The organism is Azohydromonas caseinilytica (genome assembly GCF_012927045.1).
Lineage (GTDB): Bacteria > Pseudomonadota > Gammaproteobacteria > Burkholderiales > Burkholderiaceae_C > Azohydromonas > Azohydromonas caseinilytica.
This window is the reverse complement of the sequence record NZ_JABBFW010000009.1, coordinates 95,033-113,475: the sequence shown is the minus strand read 5'-3', so window position 1 is coordinate 113,475 and position 18,443 is coordinate 95,033. Positions and strand designations below refer to the sequence as shown.

Below are 18,443 nucleotides of genomic sequence, written 5' to 3'. Positions count from 1 at the left end.
ACCCGGCGTCGCTCAAAGCGGACACCGGGTCTGGGCGTCCCTCTTTAGCTGCATTTGTTGAGCGCCCGCAATCCGGAACAAATCGGCGCTGAAGAGGACAGTATAGGCGACGTTCGCGGCGTCCCCGGGCCGCAGCGCCGTCACGGCGCCTGCGGCAGATCAAAGCCTCAGGCCTTGGGCACCGCGGTGGCGGCGAAGCTGGCCCGGGCTTCGAGCTTGTCGGACAGGCGCGCCAGGTTGGGATGGTCGGTGCGCCAGTCGATGTGCGGGAAGCGGAAGGCCAGGTAGCCCACCGCGCAGCCCACGGCGATGTCGGCCAGCGAGAAATGGTTGTTCACGCACCAGGCATCGTCGCCCAGCGCCTGCGACATCGCTTTCAGCGCGGCGTGCACACGCAGCATCTGGCGGTCGATCCAGGCCGGGCTGCGCTGGGCGTCGCCACGGCCGGGCCAGGTCTGCTCCAGGCGCGCGAGGATCGCGGCATCGAGCAGCCCGTCGGCCAGCGCCTCCAGCGTGCGCACCTCGGCGCGTTCGCGGCCGCTGGCCGGAATGAGCCGGCCCACGGGGGAGAGCGTGTCCACGTACTCGACGATCACGCGCGAGTCGTACACCGCCTCGCCGGCTTCGGTCACCAGGCAGGGCACCTTGCCCAGCGGGTTCACGGACAGCATCGCGTCGCTGCCCCAGACGTCTTCCTGCACGAACTGGTAGTCCAGCTTTTTCTCCGCCATCACGACGCGCACCTTGCGCACGTAAGGGCTGGTGAGCGATCCGATGAGCTTCATGCCTGCCTGTGTTCAATAGGGCGCCGATTCTAGAGTCGCGGCTCCGGCCCGCCCGGCGTGGGGCCGGCTGTGCCGTCCCGCCCTGTGGATGCCAGCGTGAAGTCCACACGCGCCGGCCGCCCGGGCAGCTCCAGCGCCACCGACTGCTCCGGCGCGCGCGCCAGCACCCGCCCGCCGCGCACCACCAGCAGCCGCTGCGCGCGCAGCCGGATCGCCTCCTCGGCCGAGCGCGCCTGCAGCAGCACGAAGTCGCCACGACAACCCGGTTGCAGGCCGTAGCCCTCCAGCCCCAGGATGCGCGCGCTGTTCACCGTCACGGCATCGAAGCAGGCGCGCTGCCCGGCCACGGAGCCCATCTGCGCCACGTGCAGGCCCATGGCGGCGACTTCGAGCATGTCGGCCGAGCCCAGCGGGTACCAGGGGTCCATCACGCAGTCGTGGCCGAAGCCGACGTTCACGCCCGCGCCCATCAGCTCGGGCACGCGCGTCATGCCGCGGCGCTTCGGGTAGGTGTCGTGCCGGCCCTGCAGCATGATGTTGATGAGCGGGTTCGCCACCGCGTGCAGGCCGGCTTCCGCCATCAGCGGCAGCAGCTTGGACACGTAGTAGTTGTCCATGGAATGCATGGACGTGAGGTGCGAGCCCGTCACGCGCCCCTGCAGGCCGAGCCGGTGCGTGTGGAAGGCCAGCGTCTCGACGTGGCGCGACAGCGGGTCGTCGCTCTCGTCGCAGTGCATGTCCACGCGCAGGCCGCGCTCGGCCGCCAGCTCGCACAGCAGCCGCACGCTCTCGGCGCCGTCGGCCATGGTCCGCTCGAAATGCGGGATGCCGCCCACCACCTCCACGCCCCGGTCCAGCGCGCGCTTGAGGTTTTCAAAAGCGCCTGGGCTGCGCAGCACGCCGTCCTGCGGGAAGGCCACCAGCTGCAGATCCAGGTAGGGCGCCACCTGCTTCTTCACATGCAGCAGCGCCTCCACCGTCAGCAGACTGGGGTCGCTGACGTCCACGTGCGAGCGGATCGCCAGCAGCCCGCGCGCCACGGCCCAGTCGCAGTAGCGCAGCGCGCGCTCCACCAGCGCCTCCTGCGTCAGCAGCGGTTTGAGCTGGCCCCACAGCGAGATGCCCTCCAGCAGCGTGCCGCTGGCGTTGACCCGCGGCTGGCCGTGGCTGAGGGTGGAATCCATGTGGAAATGGGCATCGACGAAGGGCGGGCTCAGCAGCCAGCCGCAACCGTCGAGGGCATGGATGCCTTCCGGCGCGGGCAGCGCCGGGCCCACGGCGGCGATGCGCCCCTCGCGCACCAGCACGTCCACGTCGCCGCGCCCGTCGGGCAGCGTGACGTTGCGCAGCAGCAGGTCGGCCATCACTTGGTCCCGAACAGCCGGTCGCCGGCGTCGCCCAGGCCGGGCAGGATGTAGCCGTGCTCGTTGAGCTGGCGGTCGATGGACGCGGTGTACACCGGCACGTCCGGGTGCTGGGCGTGGAAGTTCTGCAGCCCCTCGGGCGCGGCCAGCAGGCTGACGAAGCGGATCGAGCGCGGGCGGCACTCCTTGACCCGCTCCACCGCGGCGGCGGCGGAGTTGCCGGTGGCCAGCATCGGGTCCAGCACGATGGCGTCGCGCTCCTCCATGTGGTCGGGCATCTTGAAGTAGTACTCCACCGCCACCAGCGTGCGCGGGTCGCGGTACAGGCCCACATGCCCGACGCGCGCGCCGGGAATGATCTCCAGCATGCCGTCGAGGAAGCCGCCGCCGGCGCGCATGACCGAGACGAACACGATCTTCTTGCCGTCGATCACCGGCGAGCGCATGGTCTCCAGCGGCGTCTCGATGTCGATGAGCTGCGTGGGCATGTCGCGCGTGACCTCGTAGGCCATGAGCATGCTGAGCTCGTGCATCAGCCGGCGGAAGCTGTTGGTGCTGCGGTCCTTCTCGCGCATGAGCGTGAGCTTGTGCTGCACCAGCGGGTGGTCGATGACGTGAACGACGGGCATGGCCTTCTCTCCCTCGCGATGAATGTGGTGTCTGGTCTCCGGGTCAGAACACGGTGCCGTCACTGTCGATGGTCACCGGCGGCGCGCCGCCCGGGCGGCGCTCGGCTGCGATCTGCCGGCCCGCCGCCCAGCTGCCGCCCTCCAGCAGGCAGGCCAGCGGCAGGTCCTCCCGGCCCAGCAGCGCGCGCACGCGCGGCAGCAGGGCATCGAGCAGCGACACGGTCAGCGCCCGCCACTCGATCACCCAGGGCTCGCCCGGCACGCGCGCGCGGGCGCCGAACTCCGCGTCCCGCGGCCGGATCACGCCGGCATCGAGCAGCAGCCCGCCGTTGCGGTACTCGGGCAGCCCGGTGAGCTCGTCCAGCCCGGTGATGTGCACGCCCGCGGCCTCGAAGGGCTCGACCAGCGAGTAGCTCAGCCACTGGCTGAGCTTGTGGAACGGCACCCAGCCGGCGCTGGGCCCCTCGCCGCCGGCCAGCGGATGCGCCCAGGCGTCACCCACCGGCACGCCCAGGAACTGCTGCCCGCTGGGCCAGATGCCGCTGAAGGCGTCCAGTAGCGCCTGCAGCAGCCGCGCCGCCGACACCTGGTGCTGGTGCTGCGTGCTGCCCGGCACCACGTGGTGGTTGTGCAGCCGCGGCGCATGGTGGTGATGCGTCAGCGCATCGAACAGGTGGCCCGGCCGCCCGTCGGCCGTGAAGATGTCGGGCTGCGCGCGCAGCGCCTGCGCCAGGCGGCGCAGCAGGGCGACGCGGCCTTCCAGGCCCAGCAGCGGATTGACCTCGCGCACTTGGAACAGGCCGGCCAGCGTGGGCACGTCCAGGCGCGACAGCGCCTTGGCGTCCACCCGGCAGGGGTCGCCCGCGTCGCTGGAGAAGGCGCCGGCCAGGAAGCCGCGCAGGCTGGCCACGCCCAGGCCCTCGGAACGCGAAAAGGTCTGCCCGGTCTCGTGCTCGACGTACTGCCATTGCGCGCCGGCCCCGGCGTCGAGCAGCACGCTGATCAAGACCAGCTCGATGTGCGCCCGCGCCCGCGCCGCATGGCTCTGCCCCGCCAGCTTGGCATCGACCTCCGCCAGGCGATCGATGCCGCCGGCCTCGAAATGGCGCCAGCGGCTGTGCAGCGGGATACGCCCGTCCGGGAAGCGCGACTGCGTCAGCGCCGCGATGCGCTGCGCCACGTCGTCGAGCTTCGACTCGTCCAGCGTGAAGTGTTCGGAGCGCCCCTCGCGCACCGCCTGCGTGAGGTTGGCGCAGCGCTCGCGCACCGTGGCGACCTGGCGCAGCCGCCGCACCGCCTCGGCCACGTCGCCGGGCGTCAGCGTGGGGTTGGGCTCATTCGACAAGGTCGCGCCCCTTGGTCGCCGCGAGTTGCGTGGCATCGGGCACGCTGCCGTCGGTGAAGTAGCCCGCGGCGATCTTGGCCTCGATCTCCACCCGCGCGTCCGCCGGCACCAGCTCGTCGGGGATCTTGATGCGCTCGCCCACCTCGATGCCGCTGCCGGTGATGGCGTCGAACTTGTCGTTGCTCATGCTCACCAGGCGGTGGATCTTCTTGACGCCGAGCCAGTGCAGCACGTCGGGCATCAGCTCCTGGAAGCGCATGTCCTGCACGCCGGCCACGCACTCGGTGCGCAGGAAGTACTTGTCCGCGCTGTCGCCGCCGACCTGGCGCTTGCGGGCGTTGTAGACCAGGAACTTCGTGACTTCGCCCAGCGCGCGGCCCTCCTTGCGGCTGTAGGCGATCAGGCCCACGCCGCCGGCCTGCGCGCCCTTGATGCACTCCTCGATGGCGTGCGTCAGGTAGGGGCGGCAGGTGCAGATGTCGGAGCCGAACACGTCGGAGCCGTTGCACTCGTCGTGCACGCGCGCGGTCAGCGTCACGCCCGGGTCGGCCAGGTCCTGCACCTGGCCGAAGACGTAGAGCGTCTGCCCGCCGATGGGCGGCAGGAACACCTCCAGGTCGCCGCGCGTGACCAGCTCCGGGTACATGCCGCCGGTCTCCTCGAACAGCGTCTTGCGCAGCACCGCCTCGCTCACGCCGAAGCGCTTGGCCACGCCGGGCAGCCACCACACCGGCTCGACGGCGATCTTGGTGACGGCCGCGGAGCCGTCCTCCAGCAGGAACTTGCCGTCCACCGACAGGCGCTGGAAGGCCAGGGCCTGTCGGACTTCGGGCAGGTGGATGTGCGCCTGCGTCACGGCGATGGTGGGGCGGATGTCCATGCCCTGCGCCAGCTCGTCGGCGAAGACTTCGGCCACCGAGGCGCCCCAGGGGTCGATGGACACGATCTTCCCGGGATCGGCCCACTGCGGGTACGGGCCGATGCGCTCGGTGGGCGCGGTGTTGGTGAGATCGGCGCGATGGCCCTTGGTCAGGTTGCCCGCCGCCACGGCCAGGGCGCGGTACACGCCGTAGCTGCCGCTGTGGGTGCCGATGACGTTGCGCTGGCTGCGGTTGGTGGTGGTGCCGATGAGCGGCCCGCGCTCCTTCGGGTCCGCCGCGCCCCAGTGGATGACCGGCGCGCCGCCGGCCCCTTGTCCGGGATGGGATGTCAGCCGTATGTGGCTGCCGCCCTGGGTGGAGGTGGACGATCCGGTGCTCATCGCGGTCTCCTTCCTGCTACTGCTAGCGTTCGCCCTTGCGGTAGGGCTTCATCAAGGCTTGAGGATAAGCCGCCCGCCGCGCCATCACGACCAGCGCGACGATGGCCATGGCATAGGGCAGCATGAGGTAGAACTGGTAGGGCAGGGCTCCGGCGCCGCCTTGTTGCAGCCGCAACTGCAGCGCGTCGAAGAAGGCGAACAGCAGCGCGCCCAGCAGCGCCTTGCCCGGCCGCCACGAGGCGAACACCACCAGCGCGATGCACACCCAGCCGCGGCCGTTGACCATGTTGAAGTAGAAGGCGTTGAAGGCCGACAGCGTCAGGAACGCCCCGGCCACGCCCATCAGCGCCGAGCCCGCCACCACCGCGCCGGTGCGCAATTTCGCCACCGACAGGCCCTGGCTCTCGACCGCCGCCGGGTTTTCCCCAGCCATGCGGATCGCCAGGCCGATGGGTGTGCGGTGCAACAAAAACGCGAGCGAAGGTACCAGCAGCAGGGCCAGCAGCGTCAGTGGCGTCTGCTCGGCCAGCACCGGCACGGGCAGCGACTGCATCGGCTCGAAGGCCTCGATGGTGGGCGGGCGCTCCACCTTCGGAAAGCTCACGCGGTAGGCGTAGCTCGCCAGGCTCGTGGCCAGCAGCGTCAGGCCCAGCCCGGCCACATGCTGGCTCAGCGCCAGCGTCACGGTCAGGAAGGCGTGCAGCAGCCCCAGCAGCGCCCCGACGGCTGCGGCCACCAGCACGCCGCTCCACAGGCCCTGGCCGGCGTAGACGGTGAGCCAGCCGGCGAAGGCGCCGGCCACCATGATCCCTTCCACGCCCAGGTTCAGCACCCCGGCGCGCTCGCACAGCAGCACGCCCAGCGTGCCGAAGATCAGCGGCGTGGCGATGCGCAGCACCGCCACCCAGAAGGGCGCGGCGGCGAGGAGGTCCAGCAGCTCACTCATGCCACACCTCCCGCCGCCACCCGGCGCCACACCACGCGGTAGTTCACCAGCAGCGTCGCCACCAGCATCGCGATCAGCGCCAGGGCGACGATGACGTCGGCGATGTAGGTGGGCACGCCCACCTGGCGGCTCATGCCGTCGGCGCCCACCAGGATGCCGGCGACGAACACGGCCGCGGCCACCACGCCCAGCGGATTCAGCCCGGCCAGCATGGCCACCACGATGCCGCTGTAGCCGTAGCCCGGCGACATGTCCAAGGTCAGGTAGCCGGCGCGGCCCGCCACCTCCACGGCGCCGGCCAGCCCGGCCAGCGCGCCCGACATCAGCGCCACCAGCAGCGTCACGCGCTGCACCGGCATGCCGGCGAAGGCCGCGGCGCGCGCGTTGGCGCCCACGGCGCGGATCTCGAAGCCCAGCGTGGTCTGGCGCAACAGCAGCCAAAGCAGGGCGGCCAGGCCCAGCGCCGCCAGCAGCCCGTTGTGGAGACGGCTGCGCGGCACCAGGTTGCCGATCTGCAGTTCCTCGGGCAGCGCGATGCTCTGCGGCCAGCCCATGGCCAGCGGGTCCTTCATCGGCCCGTCCAGCATGGCCGACACGAACAGCAGCACGATGAAATTCAGCAGCAGCGTGGTGACGACCTCGTCCACGCCCAGCCGCTTGAGCAGCGCCGGCCCCAGCAGCAGCGCCGCGCCCGCGGCCATGGCGGCGGCGATCATCAGCGCGAAGGAGCCCCCGGCGCCGGCCACCGCCACCGCCGCCAGCGCGCCGGCGTAGAGCTGGCCCTCGGCGCCGATGTTCCACAGCCGCGCCCGGAAGGCCACCGCCGCGGCCAGCCCGGTGAGGATCAGCGGCGTGGCGCGCGTGAGCGTCTCGGTGAGCGCCAGCCGCGAGCCGAAGCCGCCTTCGAGCAGCAGCCCGTAGGCACGCCCCACCGGCGCGCCGGCCCAGGCCACCAGCGCCGCGCTCAAGGCCAGCGTCAGCGCCACGGCCAGCAGCGGCGCGGCCAGCGCCATCGCGCGCGAGGGCGCCGCCCGCCGCTCAAGCCGCATGCATCACCTCACTCGCGGCCGCCGGGGAGGGCGCTGCCGCCGCGCCCGCCATGGCCAAGCCGATCCCGGCGCGCGTCCACTCCTGCGTGCGGCGCGCGGCGCCGAGGCGGCCGTGGTGCATCACGGCGATGCGGTCCGACAGCGCAAACAGTTCGTCCAGGTCGTCACTGATGAGCAGCAGCGCCGCGCCCTGGTCGCAGGCCTGCCGCAACTGCTCGTGCACGTAGGCCACCGCGCCCACGTCCAGGCCCCAGGTCGGCTGGTTGGCGACGATCAGCTTGGGCGGCGGTGCGTCGGGGTCGCCCGCCAGCGCGCGGCCGAGGATGAGCTTCTGCAGGTTGCCGCCCGAGAGGCGCCGCGCCGGCGTGCCCAGCCCGCCGGCCTCGGTGCCGCGCACGTCGAAGCGCTGCACCAGCGCCTGGGCATGGGCCTGGGCGCGGCGGCGCCTGAGCCAGCCGAAGAGAGAAAAACTGTCGCCGGCGTAGCGCTCCAGCACCACGTTCTCCCACAGCGCCAGGTCACCGATGGCGCCGACGGCATGGTGGTCCTCCGGGATGCGCGCCACGCCCGCCGCCAGCCAGGCGCGCGGCCGGGCCGGCAGGCGCCGGCCCTCGAACACCAGCGTGCCGCTGTCCAGGGCCCGCACGCCGCACAGCAGCTCGGCCAGCACCTGCTGGCCGTTGCCCGAGACGCCGGCGATGCCCACGACCTCGTTGGCATGCAGCTCCAGCGTCACCCGGTCCAGGCGCGGGCGCGGCTGACCGGCCACGCTGGCCTCGCGCAGGCGGCACACCAATGCACCGGGCTGGCGCACGCTGCGCTGCACCGGTGCGAGCGCGTGCCCGACCATGGCCTCGGCCAGTGCCGCCGAATCCACGCCGTCCAGGCGGTCGAAGCGCGCCACCAGCCGGCCCGCGCGCAGCACGGCGACTCGGTCCGACACGCGCCGCACCTCGTCGAGCTTGTGGCTGATGAACAGGATGGACAGGCCCTCGCGCACCAGGCCGCGCAGCGTGGCGAACAGCGCCTCGCTCTGCGGCGGCGTCAGCACGGCGGTGGGCTCGTCCAGGATCAGCACCCGCGCCCCGCGCACCAGCGCCTTCAGGATTTCGACCTGCTGGCGCTCGCCCATGGACAAGTCGCCGATGCGGGCCTCGGGGTCCACGTGCAGGCCGAAGCGCTGCGCCGTGGCCAGCAGCCGCTCGCGGGCCACTTGGCGGCGTGAAAACGGCTGCCACAGCGGCTCGGTGCCCAGCATCACGTTGTCGAGCACGCTCAGGTTGTCGGCCAGGGTGAAGTGCTGGTGCACCATGCCGATGCCCGCGGCCAGCGCCGCGCGCGTGTCGCCCGGCGGCAGCGGTTTTCCCTCCACCTCGACGCGGCCGGCGTCGGGCAGCACATGCCCGAACAGGATGGACATCAGCGTGCTCTTGCCCGCGCCGTTCTCGCCCAGCAGGGCCAGCACCTCGCCGCGCTGCAGCTCCAGCGAGACGTCGTCATTGGCCAGCAGCGCGCCGAAGCGTTTCGATATGTGCGCCAGCCGCAGCAGCGGCGGGGCGGTGTCGGAAGGGAGCTTGCTCATGGCGCGACCCGGCCCGGCTCAGCGGCTCACTTCGCCTTGGGCGCGCTGTCGTCCACCTTGACGGTGAAAGAGCCGTCGAGGATGGCCTTCTCCTTGGCCTTGACCCGGGCCTTGAGCTCGGCCGGCACCTTGCTTTCAAAGGTGCCCAGCGGCGCGAGCGCCGAGCCCTGGTGCTTCATGGTCGAGTACACGCCGTAGTCCTCGGCCTTGAACTGGCCGGCCTTCACGTGGGCCAGGGCGCGCGCGATGGTGGGCTCCATGTGCCAAAGCGCCGAGGCCACCACGGTGTCGGGATAGCTGGCCTGCGTGTCGATGACGTTGCCGATGGCCAGCACCTTGCGCTCCCTGGCTGCGTCCGAGACGCCGAAGCGCTCGGCGTACATCACGTCGGCGCCCTTGTCGATCATGGCGAAGGCCGCCTCCTTGGCCTTGGGCGGATCGAACCAGCTGTTGATGAAGCTGATGCTGAACTCGGTCTTCGGGTTGACCTCGCGCGCGCCGGCGATGAAGGCGTTCATCAGCCTGTTCACCTCGGGGATCGGGTAGCCGCCGACCATGCCGATCCGGCCGCTCTTGCTCATGCCCGCGGCGATCATGCCGGTCAGGTAGGCCGGCTCCTGGATGTAGTTGTCGAACACCGAGAAGTTGGGCGCCTGCGGCTTGCCGGAGCTGCCCATCAGGAAGGCGAGCTTGGGATAGTCGCGGGCCACCTTGCGCGCCGCGGCCTCCACCGCGAAGGACTCGCCGACGATGAGCGCGTGGCCACCTTCGGCGTACTGGCGCATCACGCGCTCGTAGTCGGCATTGGCCACGTTCTCGCTGAACACGTACTCGATCTCGCCGCGCGCCGCCGCGGCCTTGAGCGCCTTGTCGATGCGGCTCACCCACTGCTGCTCCACCGGCACGGTGTAGATGGCGGCCACCTTCAGCTTCGATTGCGCCAGGACGGGGCCGGCGGCAGCCAGCGCGGCGGCGGCCAGCAGGCCGAGGACGGGGCGGCGGGGCATCGGGCGCATGGCAATCCCTCCGAGGTGTGATGTGCTTTGTACACCGCGCTCGCAAGAGCCGTTCCAGTTGGCGGGGGCCACCGCCCGGGTGGCTGCGGCGCCGTTCGCTTCCCGGGCAGGGGCGTGTGGGCCCAGGCGGCCGGCACCAGAGCCGGACCGCACCGCCCGGACAAGGGGGTGCTTCTAAAATCGCGGGTTTGCCTGCACGAAGAAGCCCCCCGCCATGAACCTTTCCGCCCTCACCGCCCTGTCGCCGCTGGACGGCCGTTACGCCGCCAAGGTCGCGGCGCTGCGCCCCCTGCTGTCCGAGTTCGGCCTGATGCACCGGCGCGTGCAGGTCGAGGTCGAGTGGTTCATCGCGCTGTCGGACGCCGGCTTCGCCGAGTTCCTGCCGCTGTCGCAGGCCTCGCGTGACCTGCTGCGCGGCCTGGTGCAGAACTTCGCCGAGGCCGACGCGCAGGCCATCAAGGACATCGAGAAGACCACCAACCACGACGTCAAGGCCGTGGAGTACTGGATCAAGTCGCGCTTCGAGGGCCAGGCCGAGCTGCAGGCCGCCGGCGAGTTCGTGCACTTCGCCTGCACCAGCGAGGACATCAACAACACCAGCCACGCCCTGATGCTCAAGGCCGCGCGCGAGCAGGTGCTGCTGCCGGCGCTGGACCGCGTCATCGAGCGCCTCGCGGCCCTGGCGCACCAGTTCGCGGGCGAGCCCATGCTCAGCCGCACCCACGGCCAGACCGCCAGCCCCACCACCGTGGGCAAGGAGATCGCCAACGTCGTGGCGCGCCTGCGCCACGCCCGCGGCCGCATCGCCGACGTGAAACTGCTGGCCAAGATGAACGGCGCGGTGGGCAACTACAACGCGCACCTCTCGGCCTATCCGGCCGTGAACTGGGAAGCCTTCAGCCGCCAGGTGGTGGAGGGCGCGCTGGGGCTCACCTTCAACCCCTACACCATCCAGATCGAGCCGCACGACTACATGGCCGAGCTGTTCGATGCCGTCACCCGCGCCAACACCATCCTGGTGGACTGGTCGCGCGACGTCTGGGGCTACATCAGCCTGGGCTACTTCAAGCAGAAGACCAAGGCGGGCGAAATCGGCTCCAGCACCATGCCGCACAAGGTCAACCCCATCGACTTCGAGAACGCCGAAGGCAACTTCGGCCTGGCCAGCGCGGTGCTGACGCACCTGGCACAGAAGCTGCCCATCAGCCGCTGGCAGCGCGACCTGACCGACTCCACCGTGCTGCGCAACATGGGCGTGGCCCTGGGCTACGCGGTGCTGGGCCTGGAGTCGCTGTCGCGCGGCCTGGACAAGCTGGAGCTCAACCGCGAGGCGCTGGCCGCCGACCTGGACGCCGCCTGGGAAGTGCTGGCCGAGCCGATCCAGACCGTGATGCGCCGTTACGGCCTGCCCAACCCGTATGAGCGCCTGAAGGAGCTCACCCGCGGCAAGGCCATCACGCGCGAGGCCATTGCCGGCTTCATCGACACGCTGGTGGAGCTGCCCGAGAGCGAGCGCGCGCGCCTGAAGGAGCTCAGCCCCGGCAGCTACACCGGCTGCGCCGAGGCGCTGGCCAAGCGGATCTGAGGCGCGCGGCGCACGCCGCCTCCGATAACGCTCAGGCGGGCTCGCCGCCTGCCGATATGCAGGCCGTGAGCCCAACCAAGCCGTCATGCCCGCGCAGGCGGGCGTCCGCGCCATCCAGGGCGGCGGCCTGTACAAGCCGAGCTTTTCAATGCATTTCCCAGGACGCGCCCCGGTGCTCGTGGATGCCCGCCTGCGCGGGCATGACGACATTTCCCTTGTGGGCACCCGCGCGACCATGACGCCTTCCCGAGGCTGAAAGCACAGATCCCATGAAGTTCACCGACATGCTGCAAGCCGCCGAGGCCCGCAACGGCTCGCTGCTGTGCGTGGGCCTGGACCCGGAGCCCGCGAAGTTTCCGGGCGACTGGAAGGGCGACGCCTCGCGCATCCATGACTTCTGCGCCGCCATCGTCGAGGCCACGCACGACCTGGTGAGCTGCTTCAAGCCGCAGATCGCCTACTTCGCGGCGCACCGTGCCGAGGAGCAGCTGGAGCGGCTGATCCAGCACATCCGCCGGGTGGCGCCGGGCGTGCCGGTGATCCTGGACGCCAAGCGCGGCGACATCGGCGCCACCGCGCAGCAGTACGCCAAGGAGGCCTTCGAGCGCTACCAGGCCGACGCGCTGACGCTGTCGCCGTTCATGGGCCTGGACTCGATCGAGCCCTACATGGACGCCTATCCCGACAAGGGGCTGATCCTGCTGTGCCGCACCTCGAACCCCGGCGGCAGCGACCTGCAGGCGCAGCGCCTGGAGGGCGGCGAGCTGCTGTACGAGCGCGTGGCGCGCCTGGCGCAGGGTGCCTGGAACCGCCATGGCCAGCTCGGCCTGGTGGTGGGCGCCACCTTCCCGGCCGAGATCGAGCGCGTGCGCGAGCTCGCGCCGACGCTGCCGCTGCTGATCCCGGGCGTGGGCGCGCAGGGCGGCGATGCGGCCTCCACCATCCGCGCCGGGCTGCGCCCGGGCGGCACCGTGATGGTGAATTCCTCGCGGGCGGTGCTCTACGCCAGTGCCGGCGCGGACTTCGCCACGGCGGCGCGCGCCGAGGCGCAGCGCACGCGCGACACGCTCAACGCCGCGCGCGGCGGCTGAAGCCCGTAGGAGCGTCGCGCCCATGCAGGTCCCGCTGAAGCCCGCCCCCCCGCAGGCTGATCCGGGCCTGCTGCCCGAGGTGCAGCAGGACGTGCGCCCGCGCGTGGCGCGCTTCTTCTTCGCCACCGCCGCCGCCACCGCGGGCGGCTGCGCCGCGCTGCTGGCGCTGCCCGGGGTGCGGCTCCCGGGCGCGCAGCTGTTGGCGCTGCTGCTGGCGCTGCTGCTGTTGTGCGGCGTGAGCCTGCACGCGCTGCGCGGCTGCACCGAGGCGCTGGACGCGGCCGTGCGGCGCGTGTCGCTGGCGGCATTGCCGCCCATCGCGCTGCTGGCCTGGCTGGTGGACCGCGGCGTGCAAGGCTCGGGCACCGCCTTTCTGGCGCTGCTGGCCTGCCTGTGCGGGGCCGTGGCCTCGCGGCGCACGGCGGCGCTGGTGAGCGCGCTGGCCGCCGCGCTGCTGGGCGCGCTGGCCTGGGGCGAGTGGGCGGGACGGCTGCCGGGCCATCCGGGGCAGCCGCTGGCGTTGCATGTCGGGCTGCAGGCGCTGCTGCTGGCCACCGGCGCCGCGGGCGGGCGGCTGCTACACGGCGTGCAGGGGCTGTACGTGGAGCAGGGCCAGGAGCGCGCGCAGCGCTTCACGGCGCTGCTGTCCGTGGCGGCCGGCTACTACTGGGAAACCGATGCGCAGTGCCGCCTCACGCGCGTGCTGCGCTGCCGCCGCGGCGGGCGTTTCGAGGAACTGCCCGGCCCCTGGGGCCAGCCGCTGTGGGAGCTGCCGGCACTGCGCAACGACGCCGCGGCGCTGCAGGCGCTGCACGCGGAGCTGCAGGCCCGCCGCCCGCTGCGCGAGCTGGACGTGGCCTGGCAGGCCGGCCCCCACGCGCCGCGCCGGCTGCGCATCAGCGGCGAGCCGCGCCTGGACGCGCGCGGCCAGTTCCTGGGCTACTGGGGCGTGGGCCGCGACGTGACGGTGCCGCGCCGCGCCGCCGCGGCGGTCGAGGCCGAGCGCGAACGCGCCCGCCGCCGCCTGGAGCAGGCGCTGGACCAGGCCCAGGCCGCCAGCCGCGCCAAGAGCGCCTTCCTGGCCAACACCAGCCACGAGCTGCGCACGCCGCTCAATGCGCTGGTGGGCCTGGCGCAGCTGGCGCGCACGCCGGGCCTGGGCGAAGTCAAGCGCCAGCAGTACCTGACGCAGATGCTCGACAGCGCCGACACGCTGATGGCGGTGATCTCCGACATCCTGGACCTCTCCAAGATCGAGGCCGGCAAGCTCGACATCCACCCGCAGGACTTCGACCTGCATGCGCTGCTGCAGCGGCTGCAGCGCGGCTACGCCGCCATCGCCCGCACGCATGGGCTGGAGCTGACGCTGGACCTCGACCCGCAACTGCCGCAGGGCGCGCATGGCGACCCGGTGCGGCTGCGCCAGGTGCTGGGCAACTACCTGAGCAACGCGCTGAAGTTCACCGAGCGCGGCACGGTGCGGCTGAGCGCGCGGCCCGCGGCGGGCGGCCGCGTGCGCTTCGAGGTCGAGGACACCGGCCCGGGGCTGGACGCGGACATGCAGGCGCGGCTGTTCCAGCCCTTCATCCAGGCCGACGACTCCAGCACGCGGCGCCATGGCGGCACGGGGCTGGGACTGTCGATCTGCCGCGAGCTGGCGCAGCTCATGGGCGGCGAGGTGGGCGTGGACAGCCGGTTGGGGCAGGGCAGCCGCTTCTGGCTGGAGCTGCCGCTGCCGGCCGCGGCCGTGCCGGTGGAGGCGCCGCCCGCGCCGGCGCCCGCGCCCGCGGCCCCGGCCCAGCCGCTGGCCGGGGTGCGCGTGCTGATGGTGGAGGACAACTTCATCAACATGACCATCTCCACGGCCATGCTCCAGCAGTGGGGCGCGCAGGTGACGGGCGCGGCCGACGGCGTGCAGGCGCTGGAGGCGGTGGAGCAGGCGCTGCGCGAGAACCGGCCCTTCCAGGCGGTGCTGATGGACATGCAGATGCCGCGCATGAACGGGCGCGAGGCCACGCGCGAGCTGCGCCGGCGCTTCGACGCCCAGGCGCTGCCCATCATCGCCCTGACCGCCGCGGCGCTGCCCGCCGAGCGCGACGAGGCGCTGGCCGCGGGCATGAACGACTTCCTGACCAAGCCCATCGACGCGCCCAAGCTGCTGGCGACGCTGCAGCGGGTGCTGAAGGTGTGAGCGAGGAGGGGCGCCTCAGCGCCGCATCCCCCGCCGCAGCAGCGCATGCAGCCCGATCGCCCCGAAGGTGGCGGTGCCGATGCCGCCCAGCGCGAAGTCGCCGAAGCGCAGCGTGAAGTCGCCCGTGCCCAGCACCAGCGTGATGGCCGCGACCATCAGGTTGACGTTGTCGGAGAAGTCCACGCGGTTCTGCACCCAGATGCGCGCGCCCGACACCGCGATCAGGCCGAACACCACGATGGAGACACCGCCCATCACCGCCAGCGGGATGGCCTGGATCAGCGCGCCGAACTTGGGGCTGAAGCCCAGCACCAGCGCCACCAGCGCCGCCACCACGAACATCGCCGTCGAGTAGATGCGCGTGGCCGCCATCACGCCGATGTTCTCGGCGTAGGTGGTCACGCCCGTGCCGCCGGCGCTGCCGCTGACCATGGTGGCCAGGCCGTCGCCGATGAAGGCGCGGCCCATGTAGCGGTCCATGTCGCGCCCGGTCATGGCGGCCACGGCCTTGAGGTGGCCCAGGTTCTCCGCCACCAGGATCACCGCCACCGGCGCGATCAGCAGCATGGCGTGGCCGTCGAACACCGGCGCGGCGAAGCGCGGCAGCCCGAACCACGGGGCGGCGGCGACACCCGAGAGGTCGATGGGCTTGCCCAGCCCCAGGCCGTTGGTCAGCAGCGCGTAGAGCAGGCTGGCGATGATCAGGCCCACCAGGATCAGCAGCCGCTGCACCATGCCGCGGCTGAACACCGCCACCAGCGCCACGCTGACGAAGGTCAGCCCTTGCATCCAGGCATCGAAGCCCGTGGGCGCCATGTTCTTCACCGGCACCGCGGCCAGGTTCAGGCCGATCACGGCCACCACCGCGCCGGTGACCACCGGCGGCATCAGCGACTCGATCCAGCGCGTGCCCACGGCCATCACCAGTAGGCCCAGCAGCGTGTAGAGCGCGCCGCAGGCCACGATGCCGCCCAGCGCCACGGCCAGGTTGGGGTTGGCGCCCTTGGCGGCGTAGCCGGTGGCGGTGATGACCACGCCGATGAAGGCGAAGCTCGAACCCAGGTAGCTGGGCACGCGCCCGCCGGTGAGCAGGAAGAAGACCAGCGTGCCCACGCCGCTCATGAGGATGGCGACGTTGGGGTCGAAGCCCATGAGCAGCGGCGCCAGCACCGTGGCGCCGAACATGGCGATCACGTGCTGCACGCCCAGGGCGGCGGTCTGCGGCCAGGACAGGCGCTCGTCGGGCGCCACCACGGCGCCCGCGGGCGCGTCCACAAGGCGCCAGCGGAAGGGAAAGCTCATCGGTACTCCAGCTCTCGGGGCAAATCGGGAAAAAGCGCGGCAGTGTAGGGGCCGCACCCCGCGTCCGAGCGGTCGGAGCATGGCCGCTGAGCTAGATTGGCAACTTGACCGAAATCCAAGGAATTCTGTGGACCACCCCATTGCCCGCAGCGGGCTGGAGCAGCTGCTGATCGACGAGTCGCCGCAGGCGCTGGTGGTGACCTCGCCGCAGGGGGAGGTGTGGCTGTGGAACCGCATGGCGCAGCACACCTTCGGCTACAGCGCCGAGGAGGCGCTGGGCCGGCCGCTGGCGCAGCTGCTGGTGCCCAGGGACCGAGCCGACGAGTACGCCGGGCTGCGGCAGCGCGCGCTGGCCGAAGGCGAGTCCCAGGCGCGCGCGGCCATGCGCTGCCACAAGGACGGGCGGCTGCTGTACGTGGACCTCTACACCCGCGCGGTGCGCGAGGACGGCGCACCGCGGCAGGGCACCGACGGGGTGCGCTGCTACGTGAGCAGCTACCGCGACGTCACGGCGCAGCGCGTGGCGCGCGACGCGCAGTGGATCGGCCAGCGCTACCGCAACCTGCTGGAGTCGGTGCCCGACGCCATCGTGATCGTCAACGACAGCGGGCGCATCGTGCTCTTCAACAGCCAGGCCGAGCGGCTGTTCGCGCGGCGGCGCGAGCAGGTGATCGGCAGCTCCATCGAGACGCTGCTGCCCCAGCGCTACCGGCAGGCCCACATCGGGCACCGCACGCGCTTTCACGGCACGCCGCAGCTGCGCAGCATGGGCGCGGGGCTGGAGCTCTACGGGCTGCGCGGCGACGGCGACGCCGGCGAGGAGTTCCCGGTGGAGATCAGCCTGAGCCCCCTCGACACCGAGGAGGGCAAGTTCGTGATGAGCGCGATCCGCGACACCACCGAGCGCAAGCGCTTCGAGCGCGAGCTGCAGGAGAAGAACGCCGCGCTGCAGGTGGCCAACCAAGCCAAGGACCGCTTCCTGGCCACCATGAGCCACGAGCTGCGCACGCCGCTCAACGCCATCATCGGCTTCACCGGCATCCTGCTCATGCGCCTGGGCGGCGAGCTCACGGCCGAGCAGGAGCGGCAGCTGGGCATCGTCAAGAGCAGCGCCGAGCACCTGCTGTCGCTGATCAACGACCTGCTGGACGTGGCGCGCATCCAGGCCGGCATGGTGCAGCTCAACTTCGAGCCGGTGGACGTGGGCGCGCTGCTGCGCGAGGTGCACGCCAGCCTGATGCCGCTGGCGCAGGCCAAGGCGCTGGCCTTCGAGCTGGGCGTGTCCGAGCCCTCGCCGGTGCTGCAGGTGGACCGCCGCGCGCTACGCCAGATCCTGATCAACCTGATCAACAACGCCATCAAGTTCACCGAGCGCGGCAGCGTCAGCCTGGGGCTGGTCAATGGCAGCGGCGAGGTGCGCATCGAGGTCTGCGACACGGGCGTGGGCATCAGCGAGGCGGACCAGGGCAAGCTCTTCGGCGCCTTCACGCAGGTGGGCGACCCGCGCCGCCGCCCCGAGGGCACCGGCATGGGCCTGCACCTGAGCGCCCGGCTGGCCGAGCTGCTGGGCGCGCGCATCGAGGTGAAGAGCCGGCTGGGGGAGGGGAGCTGTTTCAGCTTGCACTTCCCGGCGCAAGGGACCCGGGAGCAGCCGGCTGTGGCGGCGGCCTGAAGGGCGAGAGGATTCGGCCCCGCCTGCCGCAGTCCGAAGGCTGAGAGGCGGCGCCCAGCAACGATCCTCGGCCAACCTCCCGTCCCCTACACCCCCGCCCATCGCACGATCTGCCCCGCCGGCATGGCGCCGCTCAGGCGCGCCACCTCGCGCCCCTGCTGCAGCTTGAGCAGCGTGGGGATGCTGCGCACCTGGAACCGCGCGGCGGTGCGGGGGTTGGCGTCGGTATCGACCTTGACCAGCAGCGCGCGGCCCTTGAGCTCGCGCGCGGCCTGCTCGAAGGCGGGCGCCATGCTCTGGCAGGGGCCGCACCAGGGGGCCCACAGGTCCACGATCACCGGCAGCTCGGTGCGCGCGACCACGCGCTCGAAGTCGGCGTCGGTGAGCGTCAGCGGGTGGCCGTCGAGCAGTGCGTGGCCGCAGCGGCCGCACACCGGGTTCTCGGTCAGGCGCGCGCGGGGAATGCGGTTGAGGGCCGCGCAGTGCGCGCAGGCGACATGGGTGAAGGCGGCAGTGTCCATGCCTCGATGGTGGAGGCTTCGGCGCCGCTGACAAGGCCAGCCGGCGCGCGTGCCTGCGCCGGCCACCGGCCCGACCCGGGGGAATAATCGGCCGCCGCCGTCCG

Annotated in this window: 15 protein-coding genes; 4 read left to right on the top strand and 11 right to left on the bottom strand. The window is 71.9% G+C overall.

Annotated elements, in window-relative coordinates:
- Positions 1-167: 167 nt before the first annotated feature.
- The 9 genes from HHL10_RS14980 to HHL10_RS14940 are packed head-to-tail and all read right to left on the bottom strand — an operon-like array spanning position 168 to position 9,977.
- Complete coding sequence (locus HHL10_RS14980) at positions 168-785, bottom strand: glutathione S-transferase N-terminal domain-containing protein (RefSeq protein WP_169161185.1); 618 nt, start codon at positions 783-785, stop codon at positions 168-170.
- Positions 786-814: 29 nt separating this feature from the next.
- Positions 815-2,149, bottom strand: coding sequence for an amidohydrolase family protein (locus tag HHL10_RS14975; protein ID WP_169161184.1), 1,335 nt, complete (start codon positions 2,147-2,149; stop codon positions 815-817).
- The gene (gene upp / locus HHL10_RS14970; protein ID WP_169161183.1) at positions 2,149-2,778 is read right to left on the bottom strand and encodes a uracil phosphoribosyltransferase; all 630 of its coding nucleotides are present in this window, start codon (positions 2,776-2,778) and stop codon (positions 2,149-2,151) included. The genes HHL10_RS14975 and upp overlap by 1 nt, the downstream gene beginning before the upstream one ends.
- 43 nt (positions 2,779-2,821) lie before the next feature.
- Entirely contained in the window at positions 2,822-4,123 is a 1,302-nt protein-coding gene (locus HHL10_RS14965; RefSeq protein WP_235971488.1) for a URC4/urg3 family protein, read from the bottom strand.
- Positions 4,113-5,384 (bottom strand): GTP cyclohydrolase II, encoded by a 1,272-nt coding sequence (locus HHL10_RS14960; protein WP_169161181.1) that lies wholly within the window; start codon positions 5,382-5,384, stop codon positions 4,113-4,115. The genes HHL10_RS14965 and HHL10_RS14960 overlap by 11 nt, the downstream gene beginning before the upstream one ends.
- A 22-nt stretch (positions 5,385-5,406) precedes the next feature.
- Complete coding sequence (locus HHL10_RS14955; protein ID WP_169161180.1) at positions 5,407-6,330, bottom strand: ABC transporter permease; 924 nt, start codon at positions 6,328-6,330, stop codon at positions 5,407-5,409.
- The gene (locus HHL10_RS14950) at positions 6,327-7,379 is read right to left on the bottom strand and encodes an ABC transporter permease (RefSeq protein ID WP_169161179.1); all 1,053 of its coding nucleotides are present in this window, start codon (positions 7,377-7,379) and stop codon (positions 6,327-6,329) included. The genes HHL10_RS14955 and HHL10_RS14950 overlap by 4 nt, the downstream gene beginning before the upstream one ends.
- Complete coding sequence (locus HHL10_RS14945; RefSeq protein WP_169161178.1) at positions 7,369-8,961, bottom strand: ABC transporter ATP-binding protein; 1,593 nt, start codon at positions 8,959-8,961, stop codon at positions 7,369-7,371. Before HHL10_RS14945 ends, HHL10_RS14950 begins: the two co-directional genes overlap by 11 nt.
- 26 nt (positions 8,962-8,987) lie before the next feature.
- The gene (locus HHL10_RS14940) at positions 8,988-9,977 is read right to left on the bottom strand and encodes a BMP family protein (protein ID WP_169161177.1); all 990 of its coding nucleotides are present in this window, start codon (positions 9,975-9,977) and stop codon (positions 8,988-8,990) included.
- 214 nt (positions 9,978-10,191) lie between these two features.
- Between HHL10_RS14940 and purB the strand changes: the two genes are divergently transcribed.
- From purB to HHL10_RS14925, 3 genes are all read left to right on the top strand, one after another.
- On the top strand, positions 10,192-11,562 hold the full coding sequence (purB, locus tag HHL10_RS14935) for an adenylosuccinate lyase (protein WP_169161176.1): 1,371 nt from the start codon (positions 10,192-10,194) through the stop codon (positions 11,560-11,562).
- Between the two features lie 269 nt (positions 11,563-11,831).
- On the top strand, positions 11,832-12,653 hold the full coding sequence (gene pyrF, locus HHL10_RS14930) for an orotidine-5'-phosphate decarboxylase (RefSeq protein WP_169161175.1): 822 nt from the start codon (positions 11,832-11,834) through the stop codon (positions 12,651-12,653).
- A 22-nt stretch (positions 12,654-12,675) separates the two neighbouring features.
- Positions 12,676-14,844, top strand: coding sequence for a hybrid sensor histidine kinase/response regulator (locus HHL10_RS14925; RefSeq protein ID WP_169161174.1), 2,169 nt, complete (start codon positions 12,676-12,678; stop codon positions 14,842-14,844).
- A 15-nt stretch (positions 14,845-14,859) separates the two neighbouring features.
- On the opposite strand, the gene HHL10_RS14920 is transcribed toward HHL10_RS14925, so the two are convergent.
- Entirely contained in the window at positions 14,860-16,146 is a 1,287-nt protein-coding gene (locus tag HHL10_RS14920) for a solute carrier family 23 protein (RefSeq protein ID WP_169161173.1), read from the bottom strand.
- Positions 16,147-16,273: 127 nt separating this feature from the next.
- Between HHL10_RS14920 and HHL10_RS14915 the strand changes: the two genes are divergently transcribed.
- A complete protein-coding gene (locus HHL10_RS14915) occupies positions 16,274-17,818 on the top strand; it encodes a PAS domain-containing sensor histidine kinase (RefSeq protein WP_310734602.1) in 1,545 nt (514 codons plus the stop codon).
- Between the two features lie 86 nt (positions 17,819-17,904).
- On the opposite strand, the gene trxC is transcribed toward HHL10_RS14915, so the two are convergent.
- Positions 17,905-18,339, bottom strand: a complete 435-nt coding sequence (trxC, locus tag HHL10_RS14910) for a thioredoxin TrxC (RefSeq protein ID WP_169161171.1) — start codon at positions 18,337-18,339, stop codon at positions 17,905-17,907.
- Positions 18,340-18,443 lie beyond the last annotated feature (104 nt).